A 24259-nucleotide genomic window follows, 5' to 3' on the forward strand; every position below is an offset into this window, starting at 1 on the left:
GGGCTAGTAGTAGCGACCTTAGACGCAGCGAGAGCTTGCGGGTGCGCAACTTTGTTTGCCGCAGGAGGTGAGAGGTCTCCTCCGGCTGCCTCAGCTCATTGCAGTTCAGCTAATTGGCGCCCTCGGCAATACGGGAGAGGGCGGCAGCGATCTGGGCGTCCCTGCCCTGGGCCGCGTGCTGGTAGCGCAAGGCGGCTTGTGGGGTGGAGTGCCCGAGACGGTTCATTAGCTCGGCGAGGGTTGCCCCCGTCTGGGCGGCGAGCACGGCTCCCGTGTGACGGAGGTCGTGCCAGCGCAGGTCGGGCCGTCCGGCAGCTTCGCGGGCTCGGTAGAACACGCGGTAGAGCGTGGAGGGGGCCAGTGTGCTCGTCCCGTCGGCCGCTGGGAACAGCAGTCCATCGCGCCCGATCGTGCTGCTCGAGAGGTGCTCTCGCACGAGTGGCATGAGGTGAGGTGGGATGGCGACGTCGCGGATCCCTGCGGCGCTCTTGGGAGTTCCCACGATGACTTTGCCCTCGGCTCGGACCGCCCCCCGGCGGACGTGGATGAGGCCAGAGGTCAGGTCGAGGTCTCGTCGCCTCAGCTCCACCAGTTCGCCGAAGCGCAGGGCACACCAGGAGGCGAGCAACGTCATGAGCCGGTAGCGCGGGGGCATCTCGCGGACGATGTCTTCGAGCTCGGCGAGGGTGGCTGGTTTGATGGTCTTGACCCGCTTGGCGGCGCCCGCCCCGGTAATGTGGCAGGGGTTCGCCACCATCTCCTCGTCCTGCACTGCGGTGGCCAGGATGGCCCGGAGCAGCGAGTACGAGTGGGCGCGCAGGGTGGGTTTGGTCTCGTCGAGGCTGGCGTGCCAGCGGCGGACCATCGCGGGAGTGATGTCCCGGAGCGGTGTGTCGTCCAGGGGCGCGAGTTGGTAGCGCAGGAGGGACCCGTAGTGCTGCCGGGTACGAGGCTTGAGGTCGCGGTCGGCGAGCCAGGTCTTGGCGTAGGCGCCGAAGGTCAGCGGTCCCCGGATCCGCGCTTCGCGGTCACGTGGGGGAGTCCATGAGCCGGCAACGATGAGACGTCGTTCGTCGGTCAGCCACGCCTCGGCGTCCATCCGAGTCTCGAACGTGTGCGGCGCGTTGTGAAGCGAGGTGTCCGGTCCGGTGTAGCGCGCCCGGTAGCGCTTGCTCGGCAGCTTGGTCATCTGTCCGAAGGCCCGCTTCTGCGCCACTATCGTCCTTCCCACATCCGCGTTTTCGTGTCGGATACGTGTCGGATGAGAGTGTAAACGGGTCCACGTGTGACCACTAGTGTCCTGGGCTACTGGTTCTTATACCAGCAGGTCAGCGGCCTGCGCAGGAGGTCGTCGGCCAGGTTCCGGATAGGGGCTGAAACCTGTTTCAAACCCAGTATCGCCCACCAGCACGAAACGGCCCCTGACCTGCGGAAACGCAGAGCAGGGGCCTTCGTCGTAACCGCCACGTGTCCGATACGTGTCCGATGAGGGACGCTCTCCTCTGGAGGAGCAGCCATGTCCAGCACGACCAACCTGCACGACGACCAGCGACCCACTCGGCTCGAGTTCGCGAGATCCGACCTCGGAGACCGCATCGTCGGCCTCGCGGAGCGGCTGAGGATGCTCGGCGGGCGCGTCTCCGGCGTCCGCCCGCAGACCGACCTCGAGGCCATGTTCCGCAACTACGAGTGGGGTTACAAGATGGGGCGCGACAAGGCCCTCACCGACGTCGTCCGGATCACGACCAGGCCGGAGGCGCAGCGATAACACCGCGACCGCGCAGGCCGTCCAGCACGAGCCGTGGTGCACCGACCACGTCGCCCTCCCGGCCTTCCCTGGGGATGGCCTCAATGAGCTCGGCTGGTGTCACCGGACCTTCTGGAGCGGCGAGCGGAACAGGGACGGCTAGCCGGCGGTCACCCTTGAGGGTCAACGGCTCCCTGGGGCCCGTCGTTGAGGTCTACGCCGGGGGCGACGTGTTCCTCACGCCGGCGCAGGCGCGGGCGATGGCTGGGACTGCTGCGAGCCGCGGAGGTACTCGAGGGGACCGTGTGAGCGTTCGGCAGACGGAACAACACCCCCGCTCGAGGTGCGAGCGGGGGTGTTGTCGTGTGTGTCGCCTCATCATGTATCCGGCGAGGTGGCGCGGAGTGAGTAGATGCGCTGAGCCTCGAGCACGAGGGCGAGCGCGCCATCTGTGATCGTCGCAACCGTGCTCGCGTCCGAGGTGATTCTGACGTTGTGTACACCCTCGGCCACCTGCTCTAGCCGATGCATCCCCAGCATTGAGTGCGTCGCCCACTGTTTCCCGTGAGCGAGCCCACTACATATCCGCCACATGAACACGGCTTCTTCGCCGCCGAACACCGTCGCGTCGCCGCCAGCGGACACCTTGGCTGCGTACCCCTTGGATCGTGGCCCGATTCTCATCGGGTCCAGCCCGGGTCGGCGTCCGGCGATCTCGCGCAGCCGAGCGAGCCTCGCTAGCATCCACGGCTCGGTGGGGGTGCCCAGAAGCTTGTCTACGGCCTCCCGGTCGAGGTCATCCTCACGGACCAGCATGAGGCGGCGCAAGACTCGCTCGTTGCGTTGCGCCGGACCGAGCAAATAGGCGGCGACGGCGGCGCTCTCGATAGCGGACCTCAGCAGCGTGAACGGCGCCCATGCATGCAGCGAGTCGGCACCGAGGATCGCGGCTCGCAGGCAGTGCAGGTGGTCTACCGCGACCCCAAGGGAGTGCCGGGCCATGTGGGAGGTCTGGAACGGTGCGGTAGCCGTGTCATCGCCCGCCAGTGTGGAGCGGGGCTGCACGTCCATCGAGGCGGGCGCGGTCTGCCACTGGTTGACGAGGACGAACGCCTGTTCTAGCTGTTCGATGCCGCGACGGTGCTCGTCTGCCGAATCTTCCCTGTCCCCCGACCAACCCATCCGCTGACCGTACATGTGCGGTAGCGGCGCCCACGACCTGCTGGGGGGATGAGGTCGTGGGCGCCGAGGTCGGGGGTAGCGGCTTGTCCGGAAGCTCACCCGGCAGGGGGTGCAGCCCTACATTCAGGGCTGGACTGGAGGTGGGGTCACCCGGAAACGACACCCCCGGCGCCCACGGCGCGCGCTCTGTGTCTGCTTGCGCGGGAGGGGGTCAGGGGTGTCGTGCGTCGGCGAGTCGAGCGTGGGGTTTCGTCTCGTAACCGTAGGGTATGGGTATAACTAGGACCTTCGAGACGATTCGGCTATATCTGCCCGTGGGGGGCATGAGCAGCCGTAGGCGTGATCGAGGGGATAGGGGGGTCGGGCGCCACCGGCGCGGCACACCGTGGGGGTGTGTCGCCCGGGGCGCTCGTCAGTCTGGCTGCGAGTATGCGGCCCAGCGCTGGACCCGGAGTGGCGCCCATGACCCGCTCGGGGGATAGGGCCATGGGCGCCGGGCCGAGCGTTACCCAGGCACCTGATGCCATAGGCTCCCGCCGTGGGGATGAGCGACGTGCAGGGACAGCACCCTTCCGGTGATGAGTCGCGGCGTCAGCGTTGGGAGGCCAGGGCGAACCGGCCCCTGACTCTCGCGGCCGTCCTGTTCCTGATCGCCTATGCCTGGCCGGTGCTCGAGCCGGATCTGTCCGGTCCGCTGGCGGCCGGCTGCCAGGTGGTGACCTGGGCGACGTGGGCGCTCTTCGTTGTTGACTACGTCGCCCGCTTCGTGCTGTCGAGCCGCCGTGTGGCGTTCGTTCGCAGCAACGTGCTGGACCTGGGTGCCGTCGCCCTGCCGCTGCTGCGCCCCTTGCGGCTCCTACGGTTGGTGGCGTTGCTGTCGGTGATGAACCGCTACGCGGGGGGTTCGCTGCGCGGCCGGGTCGCGGTCTACGTCGCGGGGTCGACGTCTCTGATCCTGTTCGTGGCGTCGCTTGCGGTGCTCGACGCTGAGCGGCAGGCCGAGGGCGCGAACATCACGACGTTCGGGGACGCGCTGTGGTGGTCGATGACCACGGTCACGACGGTCGGTTACGGCGACCGGTTCCCGGTGACGACCGAGGGGCGGTTCATCGCTGGTGGGCTCATGCTCGCGGGGATCGCACTGCTGGGCATCGTCACAGCCTCTCTCGCCTCATGGCTCTTGGACAGGGTCCGTGAGGTCGAGGAGGAAAGCCAGGGCACCACACGCGCGGATATCGACGCGCTGACTGCGGAGGTACGTGCGCTCAGATCAGAGCTTGCACAGCGTGAGGTCCGTCTCAGCACGGAAGCCGACTGACTCGCACGCCCGGCCAGGCCTGACCCTTCCCGACTGTCACCCACGACCCGCTCGAGGGGACGGCCCAGCTGGCGCGGGCCCGGGGCGGCGAGCAACTCGTCCTCGGGTCGGCTTGTGGATCAGCCAGACCGCTTGCTCACGCCCCGCGGTATTGGGCGAAGAGACCTCCGGTAGCATCGGAAATCGGTATGATAGGGGCGAAACTGACTGAAATGGGGAACAATGACGACTCCTTGAGCAAGCGCGAGGCCAAGGCAGACAAGGCCGCCGAGAAGGCCAGAGCCAAGGCACAACGCAACTGGTTCTCGAGGCACAAGATCCTGACTGGGCTGGCAGTCCTGCTCATTCTCATCATCGGCCGCGCCGCCACCACCGGCGGCGGGAGCGCGCCGACGACAGCGGCAACCCCGGCAGCGTCGGCCTCAGCCGCTCCATCAACTAAGGCCGCTGCAGCCAAGACTCCCGCAGCAACGCCAAAGCCCGCTGCTCCCGCGTTGACAGCTGGTCAGGGGAACGCTGTGAAGGCAGCCGAGAACTACCTCAACCTCACGGCCTTCTCTCGTGCGGGCCTGATCAAGCAGTTGTCCTCCTCGGCCGGCGACGGTTACTCGGTCCAAGACGCGACCTACGCGGCCGATCACGTGGAGGTCAACTGGAACGATCAGGCTGCCAAAGCCGCCAAAAACTACCTCGGCCTGACGTCCTTCTCACGGGCGGGCCTGATCAAGCAGCTAACGTCCTCGGCTGGCGACGGTTACACGCTCGACCAGGCGACGTACGGTGTGACCAAGGCGGGTCTCTAGGCGGCGCGTGCAAGATACGTGCAAGATTGTCGACTCCTCCTGTCAAGGGCCATTGAGATCTGCCCAGAGGCGGTCGTGAGACCTGCCCGGTGACGGTCACGAGAACTGCCCGGTGGTGGCCATGGGATCTGCCCAGTGCTGGCCACCCTCGGCCTCAGGGGGTGGGTCAGGTCAAGGGGCTCACCCCCGCGCCGGCGAGGGCTTGGGTCAGGCGGACGCTGTCGCCGGTGGTCTGACAGATGTGGGCGTGGTGCAGGAGCCGGTCGACGGTCGCGGTTGCGAGGGTCTTGGGCATCAGCTCGTCGAACGAGGCGGGGTGCAGGTTCGAGCTGATCGCGATGGACCGCTTCTCGTACGCGGCATCGACGAGGCGGTATAGGCCCTCGGCGGCGTCGTGGGCCACGGGGAGCAGGCCAATGTCGTCGACCACGACGAGATCTGCTCGCAGGACGCGGGCGATGGCGCGGGTGACGGTGTCGTCGGCGCGGTGGCGGCGTAGCAGGATGCCGAGGTCTTCGAGGGTGAACCAGGCGACCTTCAGGCCTTGCTCGACGGCTTGCTGGCCCAGGGCCTCGAGCAGGAACGTCTTGCCGGTGCCCGAGGGGCCGCACACGACGAGGTTCTCCCGCCGGTGGACCCACTCCAAGGTCCGCAGGGCCTGCTGGGTCGGCGCGGGGATCGAGGAGGCCTGCGGGTCCCACGCGTCGAACGTCTTGCCCGTGGGGAACCCGGCGGTGCTGCGGCGGGTCGCGAGGGCGGACCGTTCCCTGCCGGCGGCTTCCTCGCCGAGCAGGGCCCGCAGGACCTCGACGGGTTCCCACCGTTGGGCCTTCGCGGTCGCGACGACTTCAGGGGCGTGGCGCCGGATGTGCGGCAGGCGTAACCGCCGCAGCAGCGCCTCGAGGTCGTCGGGCAGCGGCGGTGGGGCCGGGACACCCAGGGCCGGGGCTGCGGTCGTCTTCGTCGCCGAGCTCACGAGGTCACCTCCGGTCGAGGGTCGTTGACCGTGACAGCACGGTCGTTACACAGCGCCGACGACGACGCCGTCTCCGGGCCCGAGGTCAAGGTCGAAGTCGTGGCAGCGCCGAGGGCGGCCCAGCTGGAGGTGCCCTGGGTCAGGGACCCGTCTTCTCCGGCACGGCTGACCGCCGCGTTCCGCGTGACGTGTTGGTGGTGATCGAGGATGGACGCGAGGTCGGCCTCGGCGAACCGGGCGTGAACCGCGGCGTGGCCCAGCGCCCAGTCGACGTCCTTGGTGTCGAACAGCTTCGCCAACGTCACGGCCTGGGCCATCTTGACCCGGATCTTCGTCGTGCCCGCGGCCGCGGCCTCGCTCAGCCACAGCCGGGCACCGTCACCGATGGTCAGGAACTCAACCTCAGCAGCGTTCCGGGCCAACGGTTTCCGCCCCAGCGCCCCCACGGGGGTGTGGGGGAAGTGGTCATCGTTGATCTTCGGGCTGCCCGGGGTAGCACGGGCGTGGCGGGCGACTTCGACCGGCCCGGTCGGGCCGACGTGCACGAGCACGATCACCTCGTCAGCGCCTTTGCCGTGGACGCGGACCCACACCGTTTGACCGAGCAGCCGGGCCGGGACGGAGTACTGCCCACCCTCGAACGAGACCATCGGGGTGCTCGGCGGCACGGTCCGGGTCACCCCAAACGCGACCGTGTGCGGGACGAGCGGGATGGGGTGAAGCCGGGCGTGTTCCTCGGCGAGCATCTCCACCGGGACCCGGCGGGTGACCCGGTGGACCCTCGTGTTGACGTGGTCACAGAACTCCTCGCACGCGGCCTCGAGCTGCGCGAACGAGGCGTACTGCTCGCGCAGGTTCGTGTCCTTCGGGACCAGGTCAGCCTTGGCGATCTTCACCGACGACTCCGACCCACCCTTCGACGCCGGGTCAGCCGGGACGCAGGTGTGAATGGTGAGACCGTAGTGCCGAGCGAAGGCGACGATCCCCGGGTTGCGCACCGGCACCCCGGCGACATGCTCGGTCGTGACGGTCTTCTCGTTGTCCGTCAACACGTACGTCGGGGCGCCACCGAGCCGGCGCAGCGTCACGTCGAGCGCGGCCATCACCGACGGCATCGTCTTGTCCCGGATCGGCAGGACCACCCGGAACCGCGACCACGCCAACCACGCGATGAACAACGTGGTCTTCACCCCGTCGATGACCGGGCCGTCACCGAAGTCGTACTGCAGCCACATCCCCGGCTCCGTCACCCACGGACGGTGGACGCGGACACGACCGAGGCGGTAGTCCTTCTTCACCGCCGCGACCGCGCGTCGGGTCGTGCGCTCGGACCCGGTGTACCCGAGGGCTGCGAGCTTCTCGTGGGCTCGATCCGCGCGGAGCTTGCCCTTGGACCGCTCGATCCACTCCTCGATCTTGGGCAGGAACTCGTCGATCAGCTGCGGTCTCGCAGCGGGACGATCGGACAGGACGCCCGATTCGCGGGCGGCGACGTACCTCGCGACGGTGTGGTGCGAGACCCCGGACAACTCCCCGGCGTCCCGCAACGACCCGGTCAGGTCGAAGGCTTCCAACATGTTCATGATCTCCTCGGCAGACTTCATGGTGTCCCTCCTGGGGGGCGGCAGGCGCATCAGCACCGCCACCGCACCCCAGGAGGGGCCTCAACCGCTGTATGCGGTGAGGCCAACGAACTCGTGTCGGGCAGATCCCGTGACCGTCAGCGGGCACTTCTCGTGGCCGCTACCGGGCAGTTATGTGGCCGCCTCCGGGCAGTTTCTCGTGGCCGCTGCCACCTCCCGCGGCGCCGAGGGTCACGACGTCCCCACCGACGTTCAGGTCGTCTGTGCTCGGCGGTCCCAGGGGTGACACACACCTTCGTGTGCGACCAGGAGCACAGCGAGCCTGTCCGCCAGACGGCACCACGTCCTGCTGTACCTGTCCACCCATGTCTACCGACGCCACGCCGTCGCGGACGAGGTCACCGAGGGCAGTCCCGCCCCCTCGAGGCGTTCTACCCGTGATCTACCCCGACGCGTTGGTGGTGAAGATCCGCGACGGCGCGCACGTGTCCAACCGGTCCGCGCACATGGCGGTCGGGGTCGACCTGGACGTCCTCATCGTGTGCTGCGACGGCCTGAACGGGTTCCCCGAAGCGATCGAGGCGACTGGCCGAGGGTGATGGTCCAGACGTGTGTCGTGCACCTGATCCGGGCGTCCATGCGGTTCGTGGCCTACGCCGACAGGAATGCCGTCGCCGCGATGCTGCGCCCGATCTACACCGCCCCCGACGAGGACGCCGCACGTATGGCGATGGCCGCCTTCGGCGACTCGACCTGGGGCAGGAAGTACCCCGCCGCGGTCGCGACCTGGGAGAACGCCTGGGACCGGTTCACCCCGTTCCTCGCGTTCGGCCCGGCCCCGCGCAAGGTCATCCACACGACGAACAGCATCGTGACCTTGAGGCCCCTGTTGGGTGTCGTTGACGTCGTCGATGCACTGGATCGGTCAGTGATTGTGCCTGCTGGACATAACAATCTGCAGCCGTCCAACAGGAGCGGTCGCAGGAGGTGCCTGTGCCTGAGAGCCGACGCCGGGGGCAAACGGGGTGCCCGGGCACCGCTGAACATGGTGGTGATCGGGAACGTCCCTCCTCGGTGAGAGAAACGTGCGAGGGTGACCCACTAAGTGCCAAGGTGTGTCGGCACGCCGAGTCGAGGAGGTTGCCGTGGCCGGAGCATCGTCGCAGTCCGGGCTCATTGAACGGCTGGTATCCGTCAGTCCCGGACAACCCTGCGGGCAGCAGGAGATCCTTCAAGAACTGCGTCGGGTGATCCTGACTGGAGACGCACCGCCAGGCACGTCCATTCCGCTCGAAGCGGTCGCGCAGTTCTTTGCGGTGAGTGTCATCCCGGTGCGCGAGTCATTGAAGACCTTGATCGGTGAGGGGCTGGTCGACCATGTGCCCCGTGGCGGTTACCGCGTCGCCCAGCTCACTCGTGACGAGCTCCGCGAGTTCTACGTGATCCGTGAGGTCCTCGAGGCTGCAGGCCTGCGGTCTGCCGTCGCCAGGGCGAATGCCGCCGACGACGCTGCCGCCGTGGCGATCCACGAGGCGCTGGCCGCTGAGCTCGTGGCCGAGGACTACCGGGCGTATCACCGTGACAGCCGACGGTTCCATCTCGCTCTCCTCAAGCCGTCTGGTATGCAGCGCCTGCTCCACATGTTCGAGCTGGCGTGGAACGTCACTGATCCTGCCCAACCCATGGCTGCGGTGTCCACCGTCGACCGGGAGCGCATGTACGCGGACCACTCCGCCATGCTGGCGGCGTTCGTCGCGCGCGACGCGGACGAGCTGGTGCGACGCTCCCGCAAGCACTACAAGCGGCTCGAGCGAGCCGTCGACGATGCCTGAACCCTGATCCTCCGATGATCTAGCAGCAGCGGCGGGTCGTGATACGCGAATGCCCTTGTGGGGCGGAGGAATTGGGTCTTCGACAGTCCGAGTGAAACGGCACTAAGGGGCATCCGAGAGATGCAAGCACTCCACACGATCAGCACGAAGTTCGATGACCCCAACCTGATCGGTGCGGCGGGGCTGGTCCCGGTGCTGCGGTTTGACGCAGCAGGCCGGGTTGCAGCAGTCGCTTCAGGAGCGGTTAACGTGCCGTCGCCGAACGCGGCAACCAAGGCGGGGTGTGTGGTCGTGAGGATGATCGCGGGCGCTGACAGCATCGACGACCTCGACGTCCTGCGCCAGGGCGGACTGAGCAAGGTCGTCACGGGGCGCGGGCGCCGTCGACGGTTGGGACGTTCTGCGGGCGTTCGAGTTCGGGCAGGTGAAGCAGCTCGACGCGGACTCCTCCCGGGTGTTGGCTGGGCTGACGGGCGTAGTGGCGCGGCTGCTGTCCGGGACCGAGGCGATGGCGTCCGTGGACATCGACGACACGATCCGTGAGGTCCACGGGTACCAGAGGCAGGGCGTCGCGTACGAATGCTCCGGTGTGAAGGGTCTGAACGCGCCAGTAGGCGTCGCCGACGCGCGCCCCGCTCATCGCCGGCTCCCGGCTGCGTAAGGGCAACACGATCTTCGGGCAGGGCGTGAAGCTGGCCGGGGACGCCGTGGCGACCGCCCGCCGGGCCGGGGCGGGCGGGCAGGTGATGGTCCGCGCCGACTCCGGGTACTACCGTCGCGACCTGACCACCACCGCCGCCCTCAAGGCCAAGGCGTGGTTCTCGGTCACCGTGCGGATGAATTCCGGCGTGGCGCGGGCGATCGCGGTCATCCCCGACGGGGCATGGATCACGACCAGTACCCGCGGGCGATCTGGGACGAGGACGAGAATCGGTGGATCTCCGAAGCGCAGGTCGCCGAGACGCACTTCGCCGCGTTCGCGCCCGCCCGGAAGGCCCAGCACCTGCCCTGCCGGCTCGTGGTCCGCCGCGTCCAACGCCTCAACAAGGCCGCTTCCGCTACAGGTCAAGAGCTGTCCGCCAGCTGGCGCCACCACAGCTTCGTCACCCAAGTCGAATCAACCGCTATCGCCGCGGACGAGACCCACCGCGACCACGCCGTCGTCGAGCAGGTCGAATGCCGAGCTGTAGACCGGGGCCCTCGCCCACGCCCCGCCGCGGAAGTTCGACGCGAGCGCGGCCTGGCTGGCGCTGGCCTGCGTCGCGTTCAACCTCCTGCGCGTCTCCGGGGTGGCCGCCTCGACCCGCCACGCCAAAGCCCGGCGGACCACCTGCGGACCCATCTGATCGCGGTACCCGCCCGGGTCGCGTCGTCGGCCCGCCGACTCACGCTGCACCTACCGACGAGCTGGCCCTGGGCGGAGTGGAAGAGCCGGACAGACCGGGGGCTCCACCACGTGTTCGTCCCAGGCAGTGAGGATCAGCAGCCGGCAGAGTCAGCACCCGCTGCGGAATCAGCGTCGGTGGATCCGGGCCGAACAGGGCCCATTTATTCATGCAGGTGGGGTCATATATCTCGGATATACGCGCACGGGTCTATTCTCAAAAACCACTTCGGGACTAGCGTCGGGCCACAGCTCGGGGGTGCCACCAGGCACAGCCCGATCAACGAAGGAGTGCCCACCATGAGCGATACGATCATAGACGCACCAGCTCCCCCCAGCGCGGAGCACCCGGCCGGCGTCGGCGTCATCAAGCCGGGTTACCACCCCCGGCTCACGAACGACGACCTCGCACCACTTCGGGACCAGAACTGGACCTGGTACAACATCTTCGCCTTCTGGATGTCGGACGTGCACAGTGTCGGCGGGTACGTCACGGCCGGCAGCCTCTTTGCCCTCGGACTGACCAGCTGGCAGGTCTTCATCTGCCTCATCGCCGGGATCTCGATCGTGCTCTTCTTCACCAATCTGGTGGCCAAGCCCAGCCAGCGAACCGGCGTCCCTTTCCCGGTGATCTGTCGGTCCGTCTTCGGAGTCGTCGGAGCCAACATCCCGGCGATCATCCGCGGCCTCATCGCGGTGGCCTGGTACGGCATCCAGACCTATCTGGCGTCCGCCGCACTGGACATCCTCGTGGTGCGCCTGTGGCCGTCGGCCGCCTCCTACGGCGACGTGGCCCAGCACGGGTTCCTCGGTCTCTCGGCCCTCGGCTACGTCACCTTCGCGATCCTCTGGGTGCTGCAGGCAGCCGTCTTCTGGACCGGCATGGACACGATCCGCAAGTTCATCGACTTCTGCGGGCCGGCGGTCTACGTCGTCATGATCCTCCTGTGCGGCTACCTGCTCGTCCAGGCCAAGTTCCAAATCAACCTCGACCTGTCGAGCAAGCACCTGACCGGGACCGCGGTGATCTCCACCATGTTCGCCGCCACCGCACTGGTCGTGTCGTACTTCTCCGGGCCGATGCTGAACTTCGGTGACTTCTCGCGTTACAGCGAGAGCTTCGAGGCCGTCAAGAAGGGCAACTTCTGGGGCCTACCGGTCAACTTCACGATGTTCTCGGTCCTGACCGTCCTGACGGCTGCCGCCACCCTCCCGGTCTACGGCGAGCTGATCACCGACCCGGTCAAGACCGTGGGCAAGATGGACAGCACGTTCGCCATCGTCCTGGCCGCGCTGACCTTCGCTACGGCGACCATCGGCATCAACATCGTCGCGAACTTCGTCTCCCCCGCGTTCGACTTCTCCCACGTCAACCCGCAGAAGATCAGCTGGCGCACCGGTGGCATGATCGCGGCCGTCGGGTCGGTGCTCATCACGCCGTGGAACCTCTACAAGAACCCGGACACCATCCACTACACGCTCGACACACTCGGTGCGTTCATCGGACCGCTGTTCGGGGTCCTTATCTGTCACTACTACCTCATCCACAAGCAGAAGGTCGCCATCGACGACCTGTTCACCATGGACGAGTCAGGTATCTACCACTACACCCGGGGATTCAACCCGGCCGCGGTCGCCGCCACCGCCATCGCCGCCGTCATCGCGATCGCCTGTGTCTTCGTCCCCGGTATGAACCGGGCCAACGACTACAGCTGGTTCATCGGCTGCGGTCTCGGGCTCGTTGTCTACTACGTGCTCGCCCGCCGTGCCGGAATCGACACGATGATGGACCTGCGCAGCGGCGACGACGTGGTGGTTGGCTGATGATGCGGATCCGGGTGATCAACCCCAACACGACCTGGTCGATGACGAAGCTGATCGGGGAGAGCGCCCGATCCGTCGCCGGAGCGGACGTGGTCATCGAAGCGGTCTCCCCCACGATGGGCCCGGTCTCGATCGAGAGCCACTACGACGAGGCCCTGGCCGTCCCCGGCATCCTCGCCGAAGTCGCCAGGGGCGAGGCGGAGGGCGCCGACGGCTACGTGATCGCGTGCTTCGGTGACCCGGGCATGGAGGCGGCACGCGAGCTGGCCCGTGGCCCGGTGGTCGGCATCGCCGAGGCGGCGATGCGCACTGCGACCTACCTCGGACGTTCCTTCAGCGTCGTCACCACGCTGGGTCGCACTCGCGGCCGGGCGTGGGACCTCGCCGAGACCTACGGCGTCTCCACCGCCTGTCGCGGCGTGTACGCGTGCGAGATCCCGGTGCTCGAGCTCGAGACGTCACCCGATGCCCGTGAGCGCATCACGCGGGCCTGCCGTGAGGCCCTCGAGCGCGACGAGTCCGACGTCATCGTCCTGGGCTGCGCCGGGATGGCGGACCTGTGCGCGCACATCTCGGAGGCGATCGGCGTCCCGGTCGTTGACGGCGTCGCCGCAGCGACGGTCACCGTCCAAGGACTCGTGACGCTGGGCCTGCGCACCAGCACGGTCGAGGAGTTCGCCGCCCCACCACCCAAGACCTACGAGGGCTTGCTGGCCGGCTTCGGGCTCGGCGGCACGGTCCGACGAGCCCGCGAGAGTGCGGCGCCCGTTCGGGCTCACTGACGGCGCCTATACCGCCCAACCGCAGTCACGTGAGGCTGCACCGAACGTCAGATCCGCACAGGGGTCTGCCGGTCTTCACCCGAGAGGACAGAGCAATTGACGCGGCCGACCCCAGGCCATGCCATCACCATGCGGGGTCTCAGCCCCCGTCGGGTTCACCGCGACCTCCGAGCTGGCGGCGGCTGCGGCGGCCGCCAGCTCGGAGGTCGCCGCGCTCGACGTCATCGAGTCCACCACGAGAGCGTCACCGTCGACATCACCTGCAACACCGCCGGCGACGAGCACGCCAAGCAGGTTGCCGAACATCCAGCCTGGAGCCAGCGGTCATCGCTCGACCAGCGCCGCGGACCGGACTCACCGCGTGCTGGGGTGCTCTCGGATCAGCCGGGCGATCTCGATGGCGTCACCCTCGGGTGCGTGCGACGAGCTGTGCGGGTGAGCGATGAACAGGTAAAGCAGGCCGCTGCCCACCACGACCGCGAGCCCGACCAGCACGATCCAGTCGTCGAGGAACACTCCCGTGGTCCCCGGCCGCGCCAGCAGGACGATCGCGAAGACCCCGTAGGCGAGCGCGACGACGTTCACGACGACGCCAGCCCTGCCCAGGCTGAAGGGTCCCGCAGGTTTCCACCCCTTGATGCGCTGGCGGAGCGCCGCCAGCACGACCGCCTGGAAGGCGACGTAGATGCCGATCACGGCGAAGGCCGTGATCTTGGTGAGGAGAGAGCTGCCGCCGACGTAGATCAGCAGGCAGAGCACGAGTGGGATGGCGCAGGCCACGATCAGCGCATTGACGGGCACCGCGGTCCGGTGGCTGACCTGGGCCAGCCACGCGTGGCCCGGCAGCATGCCATCCCGCGCGAAGGAGAAGAGCAGGCGACTGGCAGCGGCTTGCAGGCTGAGCACGCAGGACAGGAAGGCCGTCAGGGCGACCACGAGGAAGATCTTCGCCCCCACCGTGCCGAGTGACGACTCGAGGATCGCCGGGATGGGATCACCGTCCGTCCCGCTGACGACGGCCTGCAGGTCGGGGGCCGCCATCACGTAGCCGCCGAACGAGAACAGCGCCGACACCCCACCGACGAGGATGGTCATGATCATCGCGGTCGGTATGCGACGGGCCGGGTCCTCGACCTCCTCCGCCACGTCGCCGCACGCCTCGAACCCGTAGAACAGGAAGAGGCCGGCCAGGGCTGCGCCGAGGAACGCGGCGGCGTAGCTGCCGTCGCCCTGGACCCCCATGGAGTCGACGAACACGCCGAAGCCCTGCTTGCGCTCGAACGCCAGCAGGTAGAGACCGAGGCCGATCACACCGATGAGCTCGGCCGCCAGGCCGATCCGGGCGACGCGCGCGAGCGTGGTCGTCCCCGAGAAGTTCAGCGCGAAGGCGACGACGAGGAAGACGACGGAGAGCCCGAGGGTGGTGGTGTCCGTGACCTCGACGCCAAGCAGGCTGGCGAGGAAACCGGTCCCGAACTCGGCGACCGCCGTGATGGTGACGAGCATCGCCCAGACATAAACCCAGGCGGCCATCCAGGCGTAGCGCTTTCCCCACAGGCGTCTCGTCCACGGGTAGATGCCGCCGGCGATCGGATACTGGGACACCACTTCGCCGAAGACCAGTGACACCAGCAGCTGCCCGGACCCGACGATGGCGAGCCAGAAGATCGACGGCGGGCCACCGGTGCTCAGGGCGAGCGCAAAGAGGGAGTAGACGCCCACCAGCGGTGAGAGATAGGTGAAGCCGAGGGCGAAGTTCGCCCACAGGGACATCGAGCGTCTGAACGAGTCGTCGTATCCCAGCACGCGCAGGTGCTCAGCGTCGTCGAGCCGCTTCTTCGGGACGTGGTCGACGGAGGGTTCTCCAGGCATGGCGCAACCTTTCGGGGCAGGGTGGAGGCCCACGCAGCCCACCCGGTTCTGCCGCGCCTCCCGGCGTGCGCCCACGGTAGTCCTCTGCGATGGAGCGTTCCACGAAGGCCCGGCATCTTCTTGCCGATACCGCAGGTGCGGCTGCTGTCGCGCGAGGGGAAACGACGATGAGGAACGCGATGACGACGAGTGGAAGTCCCCAGCAGGTGGCGGTGCCCAGCGCCGAGCACGCTGAGGTCCGTGTGGGCCGGCGCAGCAGACTCGCCAGCATCGCGCTGGTGGTGGTCCTGCTCGCCGTCAGCGCCTTCGCCGTGTGGTCGTCTCAGGCGACGAGTGCAGCCGTCGACCGGGCGGTCAGCGCGAGCCTGCTCTCGGACGACTACTCCGAGGCGGCCAGCGCCGTCGGCGCCGAGGAGTCCCTGGAGCGCAAGTACCGTCTGGAGCCCGGCCCGGACGTGCAGCTGAAGTACGACGCGGCCGCCGCTCGCTTCGTCGCCGCACTGGAGAGCGTCCGTCGGGACGGCAGCGACCACGACCGCTCACTCGTCGACGGTGTCCTGGCGCTGCACACGAAGTACCTCGCGGCGATCGTGCGGCTGTTCAGCGCGACCGACCGCGCCGACACCGCTGCCGCCAACCGGGTCGACACCGACGAGGTCGACCCGTCCTTCGGGACCATCGAGGCATCCGTCCTCGATGCGGCCCAGAAGATGCACGTGGAGTCGCTGCACCAGATGGGTGCCCTGCAGCGTCTGGAGATGGTGACCCGGCTCTTCACCCCCATGGTGTTCCTCCTCGGCCTCCTGCTGGTTGCTGCCCTCGCGAAGGTGACCCGTGGGCACCAACGGTTGCTCGGTGCCGAGCGGGCGCAGGCGGTGCACGACTCGTTGCACGACGCTCTCACCAAGCTGCCCAACCGGACCCTGCTGGCCGACCGCTTCGGCCAGGCGCTGCGCTCCGACGCACGCAGCGGCACGAGGACCGGGATGCTGCTCATCGACCTCGACCGGTTCAAGGAGGTCAACGACACCTTCGGCCACCACTACGGCGACGAGCTCCTGGCGCAGATCGGGCCGCGTCTGACTGCCGCACTGCGCGAGGTGGACACCGTGGCCCGACTGGGTGGTGACGAGTTCGCGGTACTCCTGCCGGACATCCGCACGGTCGAGGACGCCGTCGCGATCGCCACGAAGCTCCAGGCAGCCCTCCAGACCCCGTTCCACGTCCTCGGAGTCGACCTCGACGTCGAGGCGAGCGTGGGGGTGGTCGTCTCCGGCGAGCACGGCGATGACGCCAGCATCCTGCTGCAGCACGCCGACATCGCCATGTACGTCGCGAAGGCCCAAAGCGCCGGCGTGTCGATCTACGACCCCGACCTCGACGGCCACACCCCGGAGAAGCTGTCCCTGCTGGGTGACCTGCGACGGGCGCTGGAGAACGACGAGCTGGTGCTGCACTACCAGCCCAAGATCGGCCTGGACACCGGTGACGTCATCGGTTTCGAGGCGTTAGTCCGCTGGCAGCATCCGGAGCGGGGCCTGGTCTTCCCCGACGACTTCATCCCCATGGCTGAGCACACCGGCCTCATCGGAGCCCTGAGCCGACGGGTCCTGGACCTGGCCCTGGCTCAGTCGCGCCGGTGGTCCGACGCGGGGCAGTCCGTGACGGTCTCGGTGAACCTCTCGGCTCGGAACCTGCTCGACGAGCACCTGCCAGCGGTCGTCGAGGAGCTCCTCGCCCGACACGGCGTCGCTGCCGACCTGCTCGTGCTCGAAGTCACCGAGTCGGCCCTGATGACCGAGCCCGTCCGCGCCCAGCGGCTGCTCGAGGAGCTGTCCGCCCTCGGGGTGCGTATCTCGATCGACGACTTCGGCGCCGGCTACACCAGTCTCGGCCAGCTCAAGACGCTGCCGGTCAGCGAGCTCAAGATCGACAAGTCCTTCGTCATGACCATGGCCGAGGGCGGCAGCGACGACATGATCGTCCACAGCGTCATCGAGCTGGGCCACAACCTCGGCCTGTCGATCGTCGCCGAGGGCGTGGAGGACGCACGGACGTTGGCCAAGCTCGCGGAGTACGGCTGCGACCTCGCGCAGGGCTACTACCTCTGTCGGCCGGCAGCACCGGACGCGCTGGGCCTCGGCCGGGCCCCCCGACCTGCCTCACCCGTCGACACCGAGGCATCGCAGGCGAGTCCGATGACCCCCGTCTCGGCCTCCCTCTGACCGCTGAGGCCGAGGTGGCGGCGTCCGTGGGCCCGTCCCGTCTGACAGCCGATGTGCGACCACGGGGGGAGGCGCCGCACAGGGCACGGGGTCACAATAGACGGGTGAGACCTCTCCTGACCGATCGCTCCTCCCTCCGCTGGGCCGCACCTGCGGCCGCCGTCGCCCTGCTCGCGGCCGGGGTGGGCCTCAGCCGGGTCACCGCCTCCGCCGACGGTGGTCTGCCCACGCTCACCGCGCAGCAGCTGCTCGTCGACGCGCAGGCGTCCGCCGTGTCGGGTCAGGTGCGCGGGCTCTCCGGCGTCGTGAGCAGCACCGCCGACCTCGGCCTGCCGCAGCTGCCGGGTCTCTCGAGCGCAGGGGGAGCGAGCGGCGACGCCTCGCTCACCTCGATCGTCAGCGGCACCCACACCTGGCGGGTGTGGGTCGGCGGCGCCACCACGCAGCGGGTCGCCCTGATGGGTGGCATGGGCGAGACCGACGTCGTGCGCAACGGCCGCGACGTCTGGCTGTGGTCGAGCAAGGACCAGAGCGCCATGCACACGACCCTGCCTGCGGAGCAGGCGGGCCAGGCTCCCCGGGCCCTGCCGACCGACGCCCCCCGCACTCCCGCGGAGGCGGCCAGCCGTGCGCTCGCGACCATCAGCCCGACCACGCAGGTGACGACCACGGGGCTCGCGACCGTGGCCGGACGCTCCGCCTACGAGCTCGTGCTCACCCCCCGCGACACCACGACGAGGGTCGGCCAGGTGCGCGTGGCCCTTGACAGCGAGACCAAGGTGCTCCTGCGCACCCAGGTGTTCGCGACCGGCGCCAGCACGCCCGCCATCGACGTCGCCTACACCTCGGTCGACTTCGCGGTGCCGCCGGCCTCGACCTTCACCTTCACCCCGCCCCCCGGCACGACGGTGACCCAGCGGCCCTTCCCAACGGCTCCTTCCGCCGCGTCGAAGGCGGTCGCCACGGCAGCCGAGCGCAAGGCCTCGCCCCGGGTCGTCGGCACCGGCTGGAGCTCGGTGCTCGTCGCCCGGCTCCCGCAGACCACGGGCGTCACGCCGAGCGGCACCCCGAGCGACGGCGCGGCGCAGAGCCTCCTCTCGGCTCTGCCTCGCGTCTCCGGCGCTTGGGGCACCGGGCGCCTGCTCGACGGGCGGCTGTTCTCCGCCGTGCTCACCGACGACGGCCGGGTCGCCGTCGGCGCCGTGCCCCCCGCCCAGCTGTATGCCGCCCTCGCAGCCTCGTGAGCCCCTCACCCGTCACGACGGGTGAGCTCGCGGTCAGCACGACGGGTCTGACCAAGCGCTTCGGCGCCCAGACCGCGGTCGACGGCCTCGACCTCGTCGTGCCCAGCGGAGCGGTCTACGGCTTCCTCGGTCCCAACGGCTCGGGTAAGACCACCACGATCCGCATGCTGCTCGGGCTGGTGTCGCCGACCGCCGGGTCACGCACCCTGCTCGGCCACGACATGACCCGGGATGCCGGAGCCGCCCTGGCCCGGGTGGGCTGCCTCGTCGAGGGCCCGGCCTTCCATCCCTACCTGTCGGGACGCGCCAACCTCAGGCGTCTCGACGCAGCCGACCTGCGCGCCGACCCCCGCACCACCCGGGTCCGGGTCGACGCCGCGCTCGACCGGGTCGGCCTGCTCGCGGCTGCGGGCAAGCGCTACCGCAACTACTCGCTCGGCATGCGCCAGCGGCTGGCCCTCGCGGGAGCGCTGCTCGTGCCGCGCGACCTGCTCGTGCTCGACGAGCCCACCAACGGTCTCGACCCGCAGGGGACGCGCGAGGTGCGCCACCTCGTCGGGTCGCTCGCCGCCGAGGGCACGACCGTGCTGGTCTCGAGCCACCTGCTCGCCGAGGTCGAGCAGATCAGCACCCACCTCGGGGTGATGAGCGCCGGGCGTCTCGTGGCCCAGGGCACGGCTGCGCAGGTGCGCGGGTCCGTCGCCGTGGTGGCTCGCGTCGCCACCGGCCAGCCGCAGGAGGCTCACCGGGTCCTGGTCGGTCTCGGCCTGACCGATGTCGTCACCGTCGCTGACGAGGTCAGGGCGCCACTGGGGGACCTGGCCCCCGAGACGGTGGTGGCGGCCCTGGTCCACGACGGGGTCGGGGTGCGGGCCTTCACGGTCGAGCGACCCAGCCTCGAGGACCTCTTCGTCCAGCTCACCGGGGAGGGCTTCGATGTCAGCGGCTGACCCCACGACCACTTCCCGCCGTCCCGCGGCCCGTCTGCTGCGCTCCGAGCTCGGCCTCATTGCCGGGCGCCGTCGCAACCAGATGGGGCTGCTCGTGCTCGCGGCGGTGCCCATCGTGCTCGCCGTCGCCGTGAAGGTGACGTCGGCCCCTTCGAGCGGCCGCGGTCCCGACTTCCTCTCGTCGGTCACCGCCAACGGTCTCTTCGTCGCCTTCGCCGCCCTGACCCTCGAGCTGCCTCTCTTCCTGCCGCTCGCCGTCGCCGTCCTCGCGGGCGACGCCATCGCCGGGGAGGCCAACCTCGGCACGCTGCGCTACCTGCTCACCGTGCCGGTCAGCCGGGCCCGACTCCTGGTGGTCAAGCTGCTGTCGCTCGCGATCGGTGCCTTCGAAGGCGTGCTGGTCGTGGGCCTCACGGGTGCGGTCATCGGCATCGCGCTCTTCGGGACGGGCCCCCTCACGACTCTCTCCGGCACGCAGATCGGCTTCGGGGACGCCTGCTGGCGGCTGCTGCTCGTCATGCTCTACCTCGCGTGCTGCCTCACGGGGCTCGCCGCCGTCGGGCTCTTCGTCTCCACCCTCACCGAGCAGCCCATCGCCGCGACGGTGGAGGTGACGATCTTCTCCACGCTGTCCTTCATCCTCGACTCGGTGCCGCAGCTGGAATGGCTGCACCCCTACCTCCTGGTCCACAACTGGACCGCCTTCGCCGACCTGCTGCGTGATCCCCCCTTCTGGGACACCGTGCGCCAGGGCCTGCTCGTCGCCGGCGCCTACGTCGTGGTCTTCGGCCTGCTCGCCTGGGCCCGCTTCGCCGGGAAGGACGTCACGAGCTGATCAGCCTGCACCCGTGCCCGCTGGTAGGTTTCGCGCGTGAGGCAGGTGCACCGATGACCCAGGCGCAGTGGGAGCTGCCGGCCTCGGTCTGGCAGGGGATCGACCGGTCGGGGCCGCTGCCGGTCTACCAGCAGGTGGCCAGCGTGCTCGAGCAGGCGATCCGCGACGAGCTGCTGCCGGCAGGTGCTCGGCTGGAGAACGAGGTCTCGCTCAGCGACCGGCTGCGCATCTCGAGGCCGACGGTGAGGCGGGCGATCCAGGACCTCGTCGACAAGGGTCTGCTCGTGCGGCGGCCCGGCGTCGGCACCACCGTGGTGCACGGACGCGTGATGCGGGGGGCCGAGCTGACCAGCCTGCACGCCGACCTCGAGCGGATGGGGCGGCACCCGAGCACCACGCTGCTGGGGCACGAGGTGGTCGCCGCCAACGACGTCCAGTCGGTCGGCCTCGGCGTGCCCGTCGCCACCCCGGTGCTGCACCTGCGCCGCATCCGTCTCGCCGAGGGCGCTCCCATCGCCCTGCTCGACAACGTCATGGCGCCCGACCTCGCTGACCTCGACGTCGAGGCCCTCGAGCAGCGCAGCCTCTACGACCTGCTGCAGGAGCGGGGGGTCGCGGTGCGGGTGGCGCGCCAGCGGATCAGTGCCCGCACCGCCACCGCCGCCGAGGGCCGCCTGCTCGGGGTCCGCGCGGGCACAGCGCTGCTGACGGCCGACCGCACCGGGTTCGACGCCGTCGGTCGGGCCGTGGAGTTCGGTCAGCACCTCTACCTCGCCGACCGCTACTCCTTCGAGGTCACCCTCGTCAGCCGCTGACGACCAGGTGCCCCGGCTCGACCCGGGTCGGGCTCACCCCAGCAGGGGTCGCTGCACCTGCCGCTGCTGCTCGTAGGCCTCCCGGGCGGCAGCCGTCGACCCGAGCGTCGACACCTCGGCGACCGGCACGTCCCACCACCCCTCGCCATCGGGGGCGTAGACCAGGGGGTCGCTGGTGACGTGGATGAGCGTCGGCCCGCCGGAGGCCTTCGCCGTCGTCACCGCGGCGACCAGCTGCGCGCGCGCGCCCGGCCCCGGCTCGATCTCGATGACGTCGATGCCGTAGCTGCGCGCGTTCATCGCCAGGTCGACCGGCAGCACCTCGCCGGCCTCGAAGCCTCCGCTCGCCTCGTCGAGGTAGCGGTAGCGGGTGCCGAACCGCTGGCTCCCGATGGTCTCGGACAGGTGCCCGATCGAGGCGTAGCCGTGGTTCTGCACCAGCACCACGATCACCTTGATCCGCTCGGCGACCGCGGTGAGCAGCTCGGTGTGGAGCATGAGGTAGGACCCGTCACCGACCATGACGATCGCGTCGCGGTCGGGCGCCGCGCGCCGGACCCCGAGGCCGGCGGCGATCTCGTAACCCATGCAGGAGAACGCGTACTCGACGTGATAGCCCAGCGGGTCGCGCACCCGCCACAGCTTGTGCAGGTCGCCCGGCAGGGAGCCCGCCGCCTGGATGACGACGTCGGTCGGGTCGCTCGCGGACTGCACGGCGCCGATGATCTCGGGCTGGCCGAGCAGGCTCGTGCCCGTCGGGGCGAGTGCCTCGTCCACCATCGCGTCCCAGGAGTGCTTCTCCGCCGCGACGAGCACGCTGTAGGACGACTCGACGTGCCACCCCTGCAGCGCCTCACCGAGCGCGTCGAGCGCCTCACGGGCGTCGGCGACGACCGGTACCTGCGTACCGTGCTTGTAGGCGTCGAACGAGGCGACGTTGACGTTGACGAAGGCGACGCCCGGGTGCTGGAAGGCGCTGCGGCTGGCGGTCGTGAAGTCGCTGTAGCGGGTGCCGATGCCGATGACCACGTCGGCCTGTGCCGCCAGCCGGTTGCCCGCGCTCGAGCCGGTCGCGCCGACGCCGCCGAGATACTGCGGATGGTCCCACGGCAGCGACCCGCCGCCGGCCTGGGTGGTGGCCACGGGCACGCCGGTGCTCTCGGCGAAGCGGGCCAGGGCCGCTTCGGCGCCGGAGTAGATGACGCCTCCGCCGGCCACGACCAGCGGGCGTCGGGCAGCCCGGATCGTCTCGAGGGCACGAGCCAGCGCGGCCCGCTCGGGCAGCGGCCGGCGCAGCACCCACTCGCGGTCCTGCAGGAACTCGACCGGCACGTCCAGCGCCTCAGCCTGCACGTCCTCGGGCAGCGAGATGGTGACGGCCCCGGTCTCGACCGGGTCGGTGAGCACCCGCATCGCAGCCAGGGCGATCGAGAAGAGCTGCTCGGGCCGCTGCACCCGGTCGAAGTAGCGCGACACCGGGCGGAAGGCGTCGTTGACCGTGATGCCGGTGTCGTGGGGCAGCTCGACCGCCTGCAGCACCGGGTCGGCGACCCGGGTCGCGAAGGTGTCGCTGGGCAGGATCAGCGCGGGCAGCCGGTTCGACGTGGCGAGGGCGGCGCCGGTGACCATGTTGGTCGACCCGGGGCCCACCGACGCGGTGCTGGCGAAGGTGCCGAGGCGTCGGCGCATCCGGGAGTAGGCGACCGACTGGTGCACCATGGCCTGCTCGTTGCGGGCCTGGTGATAAGGCATCAGCCCCGGCTGGTCGACCGACAGCTGCTTGAGGGCCTGTCCCACCCCGGCGACGTTGCCGTGTCCGAAGATGCCGAAGGTGCCGGCCACCGTGCGCTCCCGGTGGCCGCCGTCGACGCTCCACTGGTGGGCGAGGAACTCGACGAGGGCCTGGCCCACCGTCATCCTGCGGGTCCGTGGGGTCATCACTCAGCTCTCGTCGGGGGTGGTGGCGGGGGAGGGCAGGTAGGGCAGGCGCGGGTCGGGCTCCTGGCCGTCCCACGTGGCCCGGACCCAGCCGTGGGCCGGGTCGTCGCTGATCTGCCAGACCCGCTCGGGGTCGGGTCCGGCCATCACGTTGAGGTAGTAGAGGTCGTAGCCGGGCACCGCGGCGCAGGGGCCGTGCCAGCCGTGGGGCACGAGCGCGACATCGCCGGTGCGCACCTCGGTGAGGGTGTCGATCGGCCCGGCCGACGAGCCGTAGGTGCGCATCCACCCGTGCGGGTCGGCCTGCGGCGGGGCGCTCACGCCCCGGGTGACGGCCGCCTCGAAGTAGTAGATCTCCTCCAGCCGCGACTCCTGCCCCGGCACCAGCGTGTCGTGCTTGTGCGGCGGGTAGGACGACCAGTTCTCGGCCGGGGTGATGACCTCGCAGACGATGAAGCGACTGGCGTCGAGGGTCGCCGGCGTGCCGAAGTTGTGCACCTGGCGGCTGGAGCGGCCCGCTCCTCGCAGCTCGACCGGTACCTCGTCGCGGCGCACGTGCCGGGTCGGGTACGCCGTGTGGGCCGGTGCCTCGGCGACGGCGACCCGCCCGCTGCCGGTCACCGTCGCCGCGGTGCCGACCCCGAGGTAGAGCACGTCGCTCGGTCCGTCGAACACCCCGGCCCGACCCTCCAGCTCGACCCGCTGGGACGCGCCGTCGCCGCTGGTGTGCTCCACGGCATACGACCCGGACAGGGGCACGACGAGTCGCTCGACGTCACCGGCCGGTAGGTCGAGCACCGTGCTCGACGAGAGCTGGGCGACCCGAAGACCGGTGTGCTGCCAGCCCTCGAGCGAGGAGTCGACCACGCTCTCCCAAGGGCCGTCGACCAGGCTGCCACGGCGATGGAACCAGGCGTTGGTCGGCGGGCTCGACGGTGAACTCGTCACG

General features: G+C 69.5%; 22 protein-coding genes and 1 pseudogene. 13 read left to right on the forward strand and 10 right to left on the reverse strand.

What is annotated here, in order from left to right; translation table 11 throughout:
* Positions 1 to 109: 109 nt before the first annotated feature.
* Positions 110 to 1216: a tyrosine-type recombinase/integrase gene (locus V3N99_21780; GenBank protein MEO3939350.1), complete on the reverse strand. Its 1107-nt coding sequence runs from the start codon at positions 1214 to 1216 to the stop codon at positions 110 to 112.
* Between the two features lie 300 nt (positions 1217 to 1516).
* Between V3N99_21780 and V3N99_21785 the strand changes: the two genes are divergently transcribed.
* Positions 1517 to 1768 carry a hypothetical protein gene (locus V3N99_21785; protein MEO3939351.1) on the forward strand — a complete coding sequence of 84 codons (252 nt, stop codon included), beginning with the start codon at positions 1517 to 1519 and terminating at the stop codon, positions 1766 to 1768.
* A 357-nt stretch (positions 1769 to 2125) separates the two neighbouring features.
* Here V3N99_21785 and V3N99_21790 read toward each other — a convergent pair whose 3' ends face one another.
* Complete coding sequence (locus tag V3N99_21790; protein MEO3939352.1) at positions 2126 to 2929, reverse strand: hypothetical protein; 804 nt, start codon at positions 2927 to 2929, stop codon at positions 2126 to 2128.
* A gap of 544 nt (positions 2930 to 3473) precedes the next feature.
* Between V3N99_21790 and V3N99_21795 the strand changes: the two genes are divergently transcribed.
* Both V3N99_21795 and V3N99_21800 read left to right on the forward strand, forming a co-directional pair.
* On the forward strand, positions 3474 to 4247 hold the full coding sequence (locus tag V3N99_21795; protein ID MEO3939353.1) for an ion channel: 774 nt from the start codon (positions 3474 to 3476) through the stop codon (positions 4245 to 4247).
* A 233-nt stretch (positions 4248 to 4480) separates the two neighbouring features.
* Complete coding sequence (locus V3N99_21800; GenBank protein MEO3939354.1) at positions 4481 to 5050, forward strand: Ltp family lipoprotein; 570 nt, start codon at positions 4481 to 4483, stop codon at positions 5048 to 5050.
* A 166-nt stretch (positions 5051 to 5216) separates the two neighbouring features.
* Here V3N99_21800 and istB read toward each other — a convergent pair whose 3' ends face one another.
* Together istB and istA are read right to left on the reverse strand one after the other, a co-directional pair.
* On the reverse strand, positions 5217 to 6026 hold the full coding sequence (gene istB / locus V3N99_21805) for an IS21-like element helper ATPase IstB (GenBank protein MEO3939355.1): 810 nt from the start codon (positions 6024 to 6026) through the stop codon (positions 5217 to 5219).
* Complete coding sequence (gene istA / locus V3N99_21810; protein MEO3939356.1) at positions 6023 to 7630, reverse strand: IS21 family transposase; 1608 nt, start codon at positions 7628 to 7630, stop codon at positions 6023 to 6025. The genes istB and istA overlap by 4 nt, the downstream gene beginning before the upstream one ends.
* Positions 7631 to 8037: 407 nt before the next feature.
* Here istA and V3N99_21815 point away from each other — a divergent pair.
* The 3 genes and pseudogenes from V3N99_21815 to V3N99_21825 all read left to right on the forward strand — a co-directional run bounded on the left by V3N99_21815 (position 8038) and on the right by V3N99_21825 (position 10102).
* A pseudogene (locus V3N99_21815) lies at positions 8038 to 8489 on the forward strand (transposase).
* 265 nt (positions 8490 to 8754) lie between these two features.
* Positions 8755 to 9441 (forward strand): GntR family transcriptional regulator, encoded by a 687-nt coding sequence (locus tag V3N99_21820; GenBank protein ID MEO3939357.1) that lies wholly within the window; start codon positions 8755 to 8757, stop codon positions 9439 to 9441.
* A gap of 424 nt (positions 9442 to 9865) precedes the next feature.
* Positions 9866 to 10102 carry a hypothetical protein gene (locus V3N99_21825; protein ID MEO3939358.1) on the forward strand — a complete coding sequence of 79 codons (237 nt, stop codon included), beginning with the start codon at positions 9866 to 9868 and terminating at the stop codon, positions 10100 to 10102.
* A 108-nt stretch (positions 10103 to 10210) separates the two neighbouring features.
* Here the strand turns inward: V3N99_21825 and V3N99_21830 are convergent, their stop codons facing one another.
* Together V3N99_21830 and V3N99_21835 are read right to left on the reverse strand one after the other, a co-directional pair.
* Complete coding sequence (locus tag V3N99_21830) at positions 10211 to 10477, reverse strand: hypothetical protein (GenBank protein MEO3939359.1); 267 nt, start codon at positions 10475 to 10477, stop codon at positions 10211 to 10213.
* Between the two features lie 81 nt (positions 10478 to 10558).
* Positions 10559 to 10783 (reverse strand): hypothetical protein, encoded by a 225-nt coding sequence (locus V3N99_21835; protein ID MEO3939360.1) that lies wholly within the window; start codon positions 10781 to 10783, stop codon positions 10559 to 10561.
* Positions 10784 to 11125: 342 nt separating this feature from the next.
* Here V3N99_21835 and V3N99_21840 point away from each other — a divergent pair, with 342 nt between their 5' ends.
* Both V3N99_21840 and V3N99_21845 read left to right on the forward strand, forming a co-directional pair.
* Positions 11126 to 12649, forward strand: coding sequence for an NCS1 family nucleobase:cation symporter-1 (locus V3N99_21840; protein ID MEO3939361.1), 1524 nt, complete (start codon positions 11126 to 11128; stop codon positions 12647 to 12649).
* On the forward strand, positions 12649 to 13431 hold the full coding sequence (locus V3N99_21845; protein ID MEO3939362.1) for an aspartate/glutamate racemase family protein: 783 nt from the start codon (positions 12649 to 12651) through the stop codon (positions 13429 to 13431). Before V3N99_21840 ends, V3N99_21845 begins: the two co-directional genes overlap by 1 nt.
* A 75-nt stretch (positions 13432 to 13506) precedes the next feature.
* On the opposite strand, the gene V3N99_21850 is transcribed toward V3N99_21845, so the two are convergent.
* Both V3N99_21850 and V3N99_21855 read right to left on the reverse strand, forming a co-directional pair.
* The gene (locus V3N99_21850; protein MEO3939363.1) at positions 13507 to 13737 is read right to left on the reverse strand and encodes a hypothetical protein; all 231 of its coding nucleotides are present in this window, start codon (positions 13735 to 13737) and stop codon (positions 13507 to 13509) included.
* Positions 13738 to 13785: 48 nt separating this feature from the next.
* A complete protein-coding gene (locus V3N99_21855) occupies positions 13786 to 15303 on the reverse strand; it encodes an amino acid permease (GenBank protein ID MEO3939364.1) in 1518 nt (505 codons plus the stop codon).
* A 179-nt stretch (positions 15304 to 15482) separates the two neighbouring features.
* Between V3N99_21855 and V3N99_21860 the strand changes: the two genes are divergently transcribed.
* The 5 genes from V3N99_21860 to V3N99_21880 all read left to right on the forward strand — a co-directional run bounded on the left by V3N99_21860 (position 15483) and on the right by V3N99_21880 (position 21372).
* Positions 15483 to 17528 (forward strand): bifunctional diguanylate cyclase/phosphodiesterase, encoded by a 2046-nt coding sequence (locus V3N99_21860; GenBank protein ID MEO3939365.1) that lies wholly within the window; start codon positions 15483 to 15485, stop codon positions 17526 to 17528.
* 104 nt (positions 17529 to 17632) lie between these two features.
* The gene (locus tag V3N99_21865) at positions 17633 to 18772 is read left to right on the forward strand and encodes a sigma-E factor regulatory protein RseB domain-containing protein (protein ID MEO3939366.1); all 1140 of its coding nucleotides are present in this window, start codon (positions 17633 to 17635) and stop codon (positions 18770 to 18772) included.
* Positions 18769 to 19722: an ABC transporter ATP-binding protein gene (locus tag V3N99_21870; protein MEO3939367.1), complete on the forward strand. Its 954-nt coding sequence runs from the start codon at positions 18769 to 18771 to the stop codon at positions 19720 to 19722. Before V3N99_21865 ends, V3N99_21870 begins: the two co-directional genes overlap by 4 nt.
* Positions 19709 to 20557, forward strand: coding sequence for an ABC transporter permease (locus V3N99_21875; GenBank protein ID MEO3939368.1), 849 nt, complete (start codon positions 19709 to 19711; stop codon positions 20555 to 20557). The genes V3N99_21870 and V3N99_21875 overlap by 14 nt, the downstream gene beginning before the upstream one ends.
* A 53-nt stretch (positions 20558 to 20610) precedes the next feature.
* The gene (locus V3N99_21880; GenBank protein ID MEO3939369.1) at positions 20611 to 21372 is read left to right on the forward strand and encodes a GntR family transcriptional regulator; all 762 of its coding nucleotides are present in this window, start codon (positions 20611 to 20613) and stop codon (positions 21370 to 21372) included.
* A gap of 33 nt (positions 21373 to 21405) precedes the next feature.
* Here the strand turns inward: V3N99_21880 and iolD are convergent, their stop codons facing one another.
* The gene (gene iolD, locus V3N99_21885) at positions 21406 to 23310 is read right to left on the reverse strand and encodes a 3D-(3,5/4)-trihydroxycyclohexane-1,2-dione acylhydrolase (decyclizing) (GenBank protein MEO3939370.1); all 1905 of its coding nucleotides are present in this window, start codon (positions 23308 to 23310) and stop codon (positions 21406 to 21408) included.
* Positions 23311 to 23313: 3 nt separating this feature from the next.
* A complete protein-coding gene (gene iolB, locus V3N99_21890; protein MEO3939371.1) occupies positions 23314 to 24258 on the reverse strand; it encodes a 5-deoxy-glucuronate isomerase in 945 nt (314 codons plus the stop codon).
* Position 24259: the final 1 nt, after the last annotated feature.

Source organism: Dermatophilaceae bacterium Soc4.6, from assembly GCA_039889245.1.
Classification (GTDB): Bacteria; Actinomycetota; Actinomycetes; order Actinomycetales; family Dermatophilaceae; genus Lapillicoccus.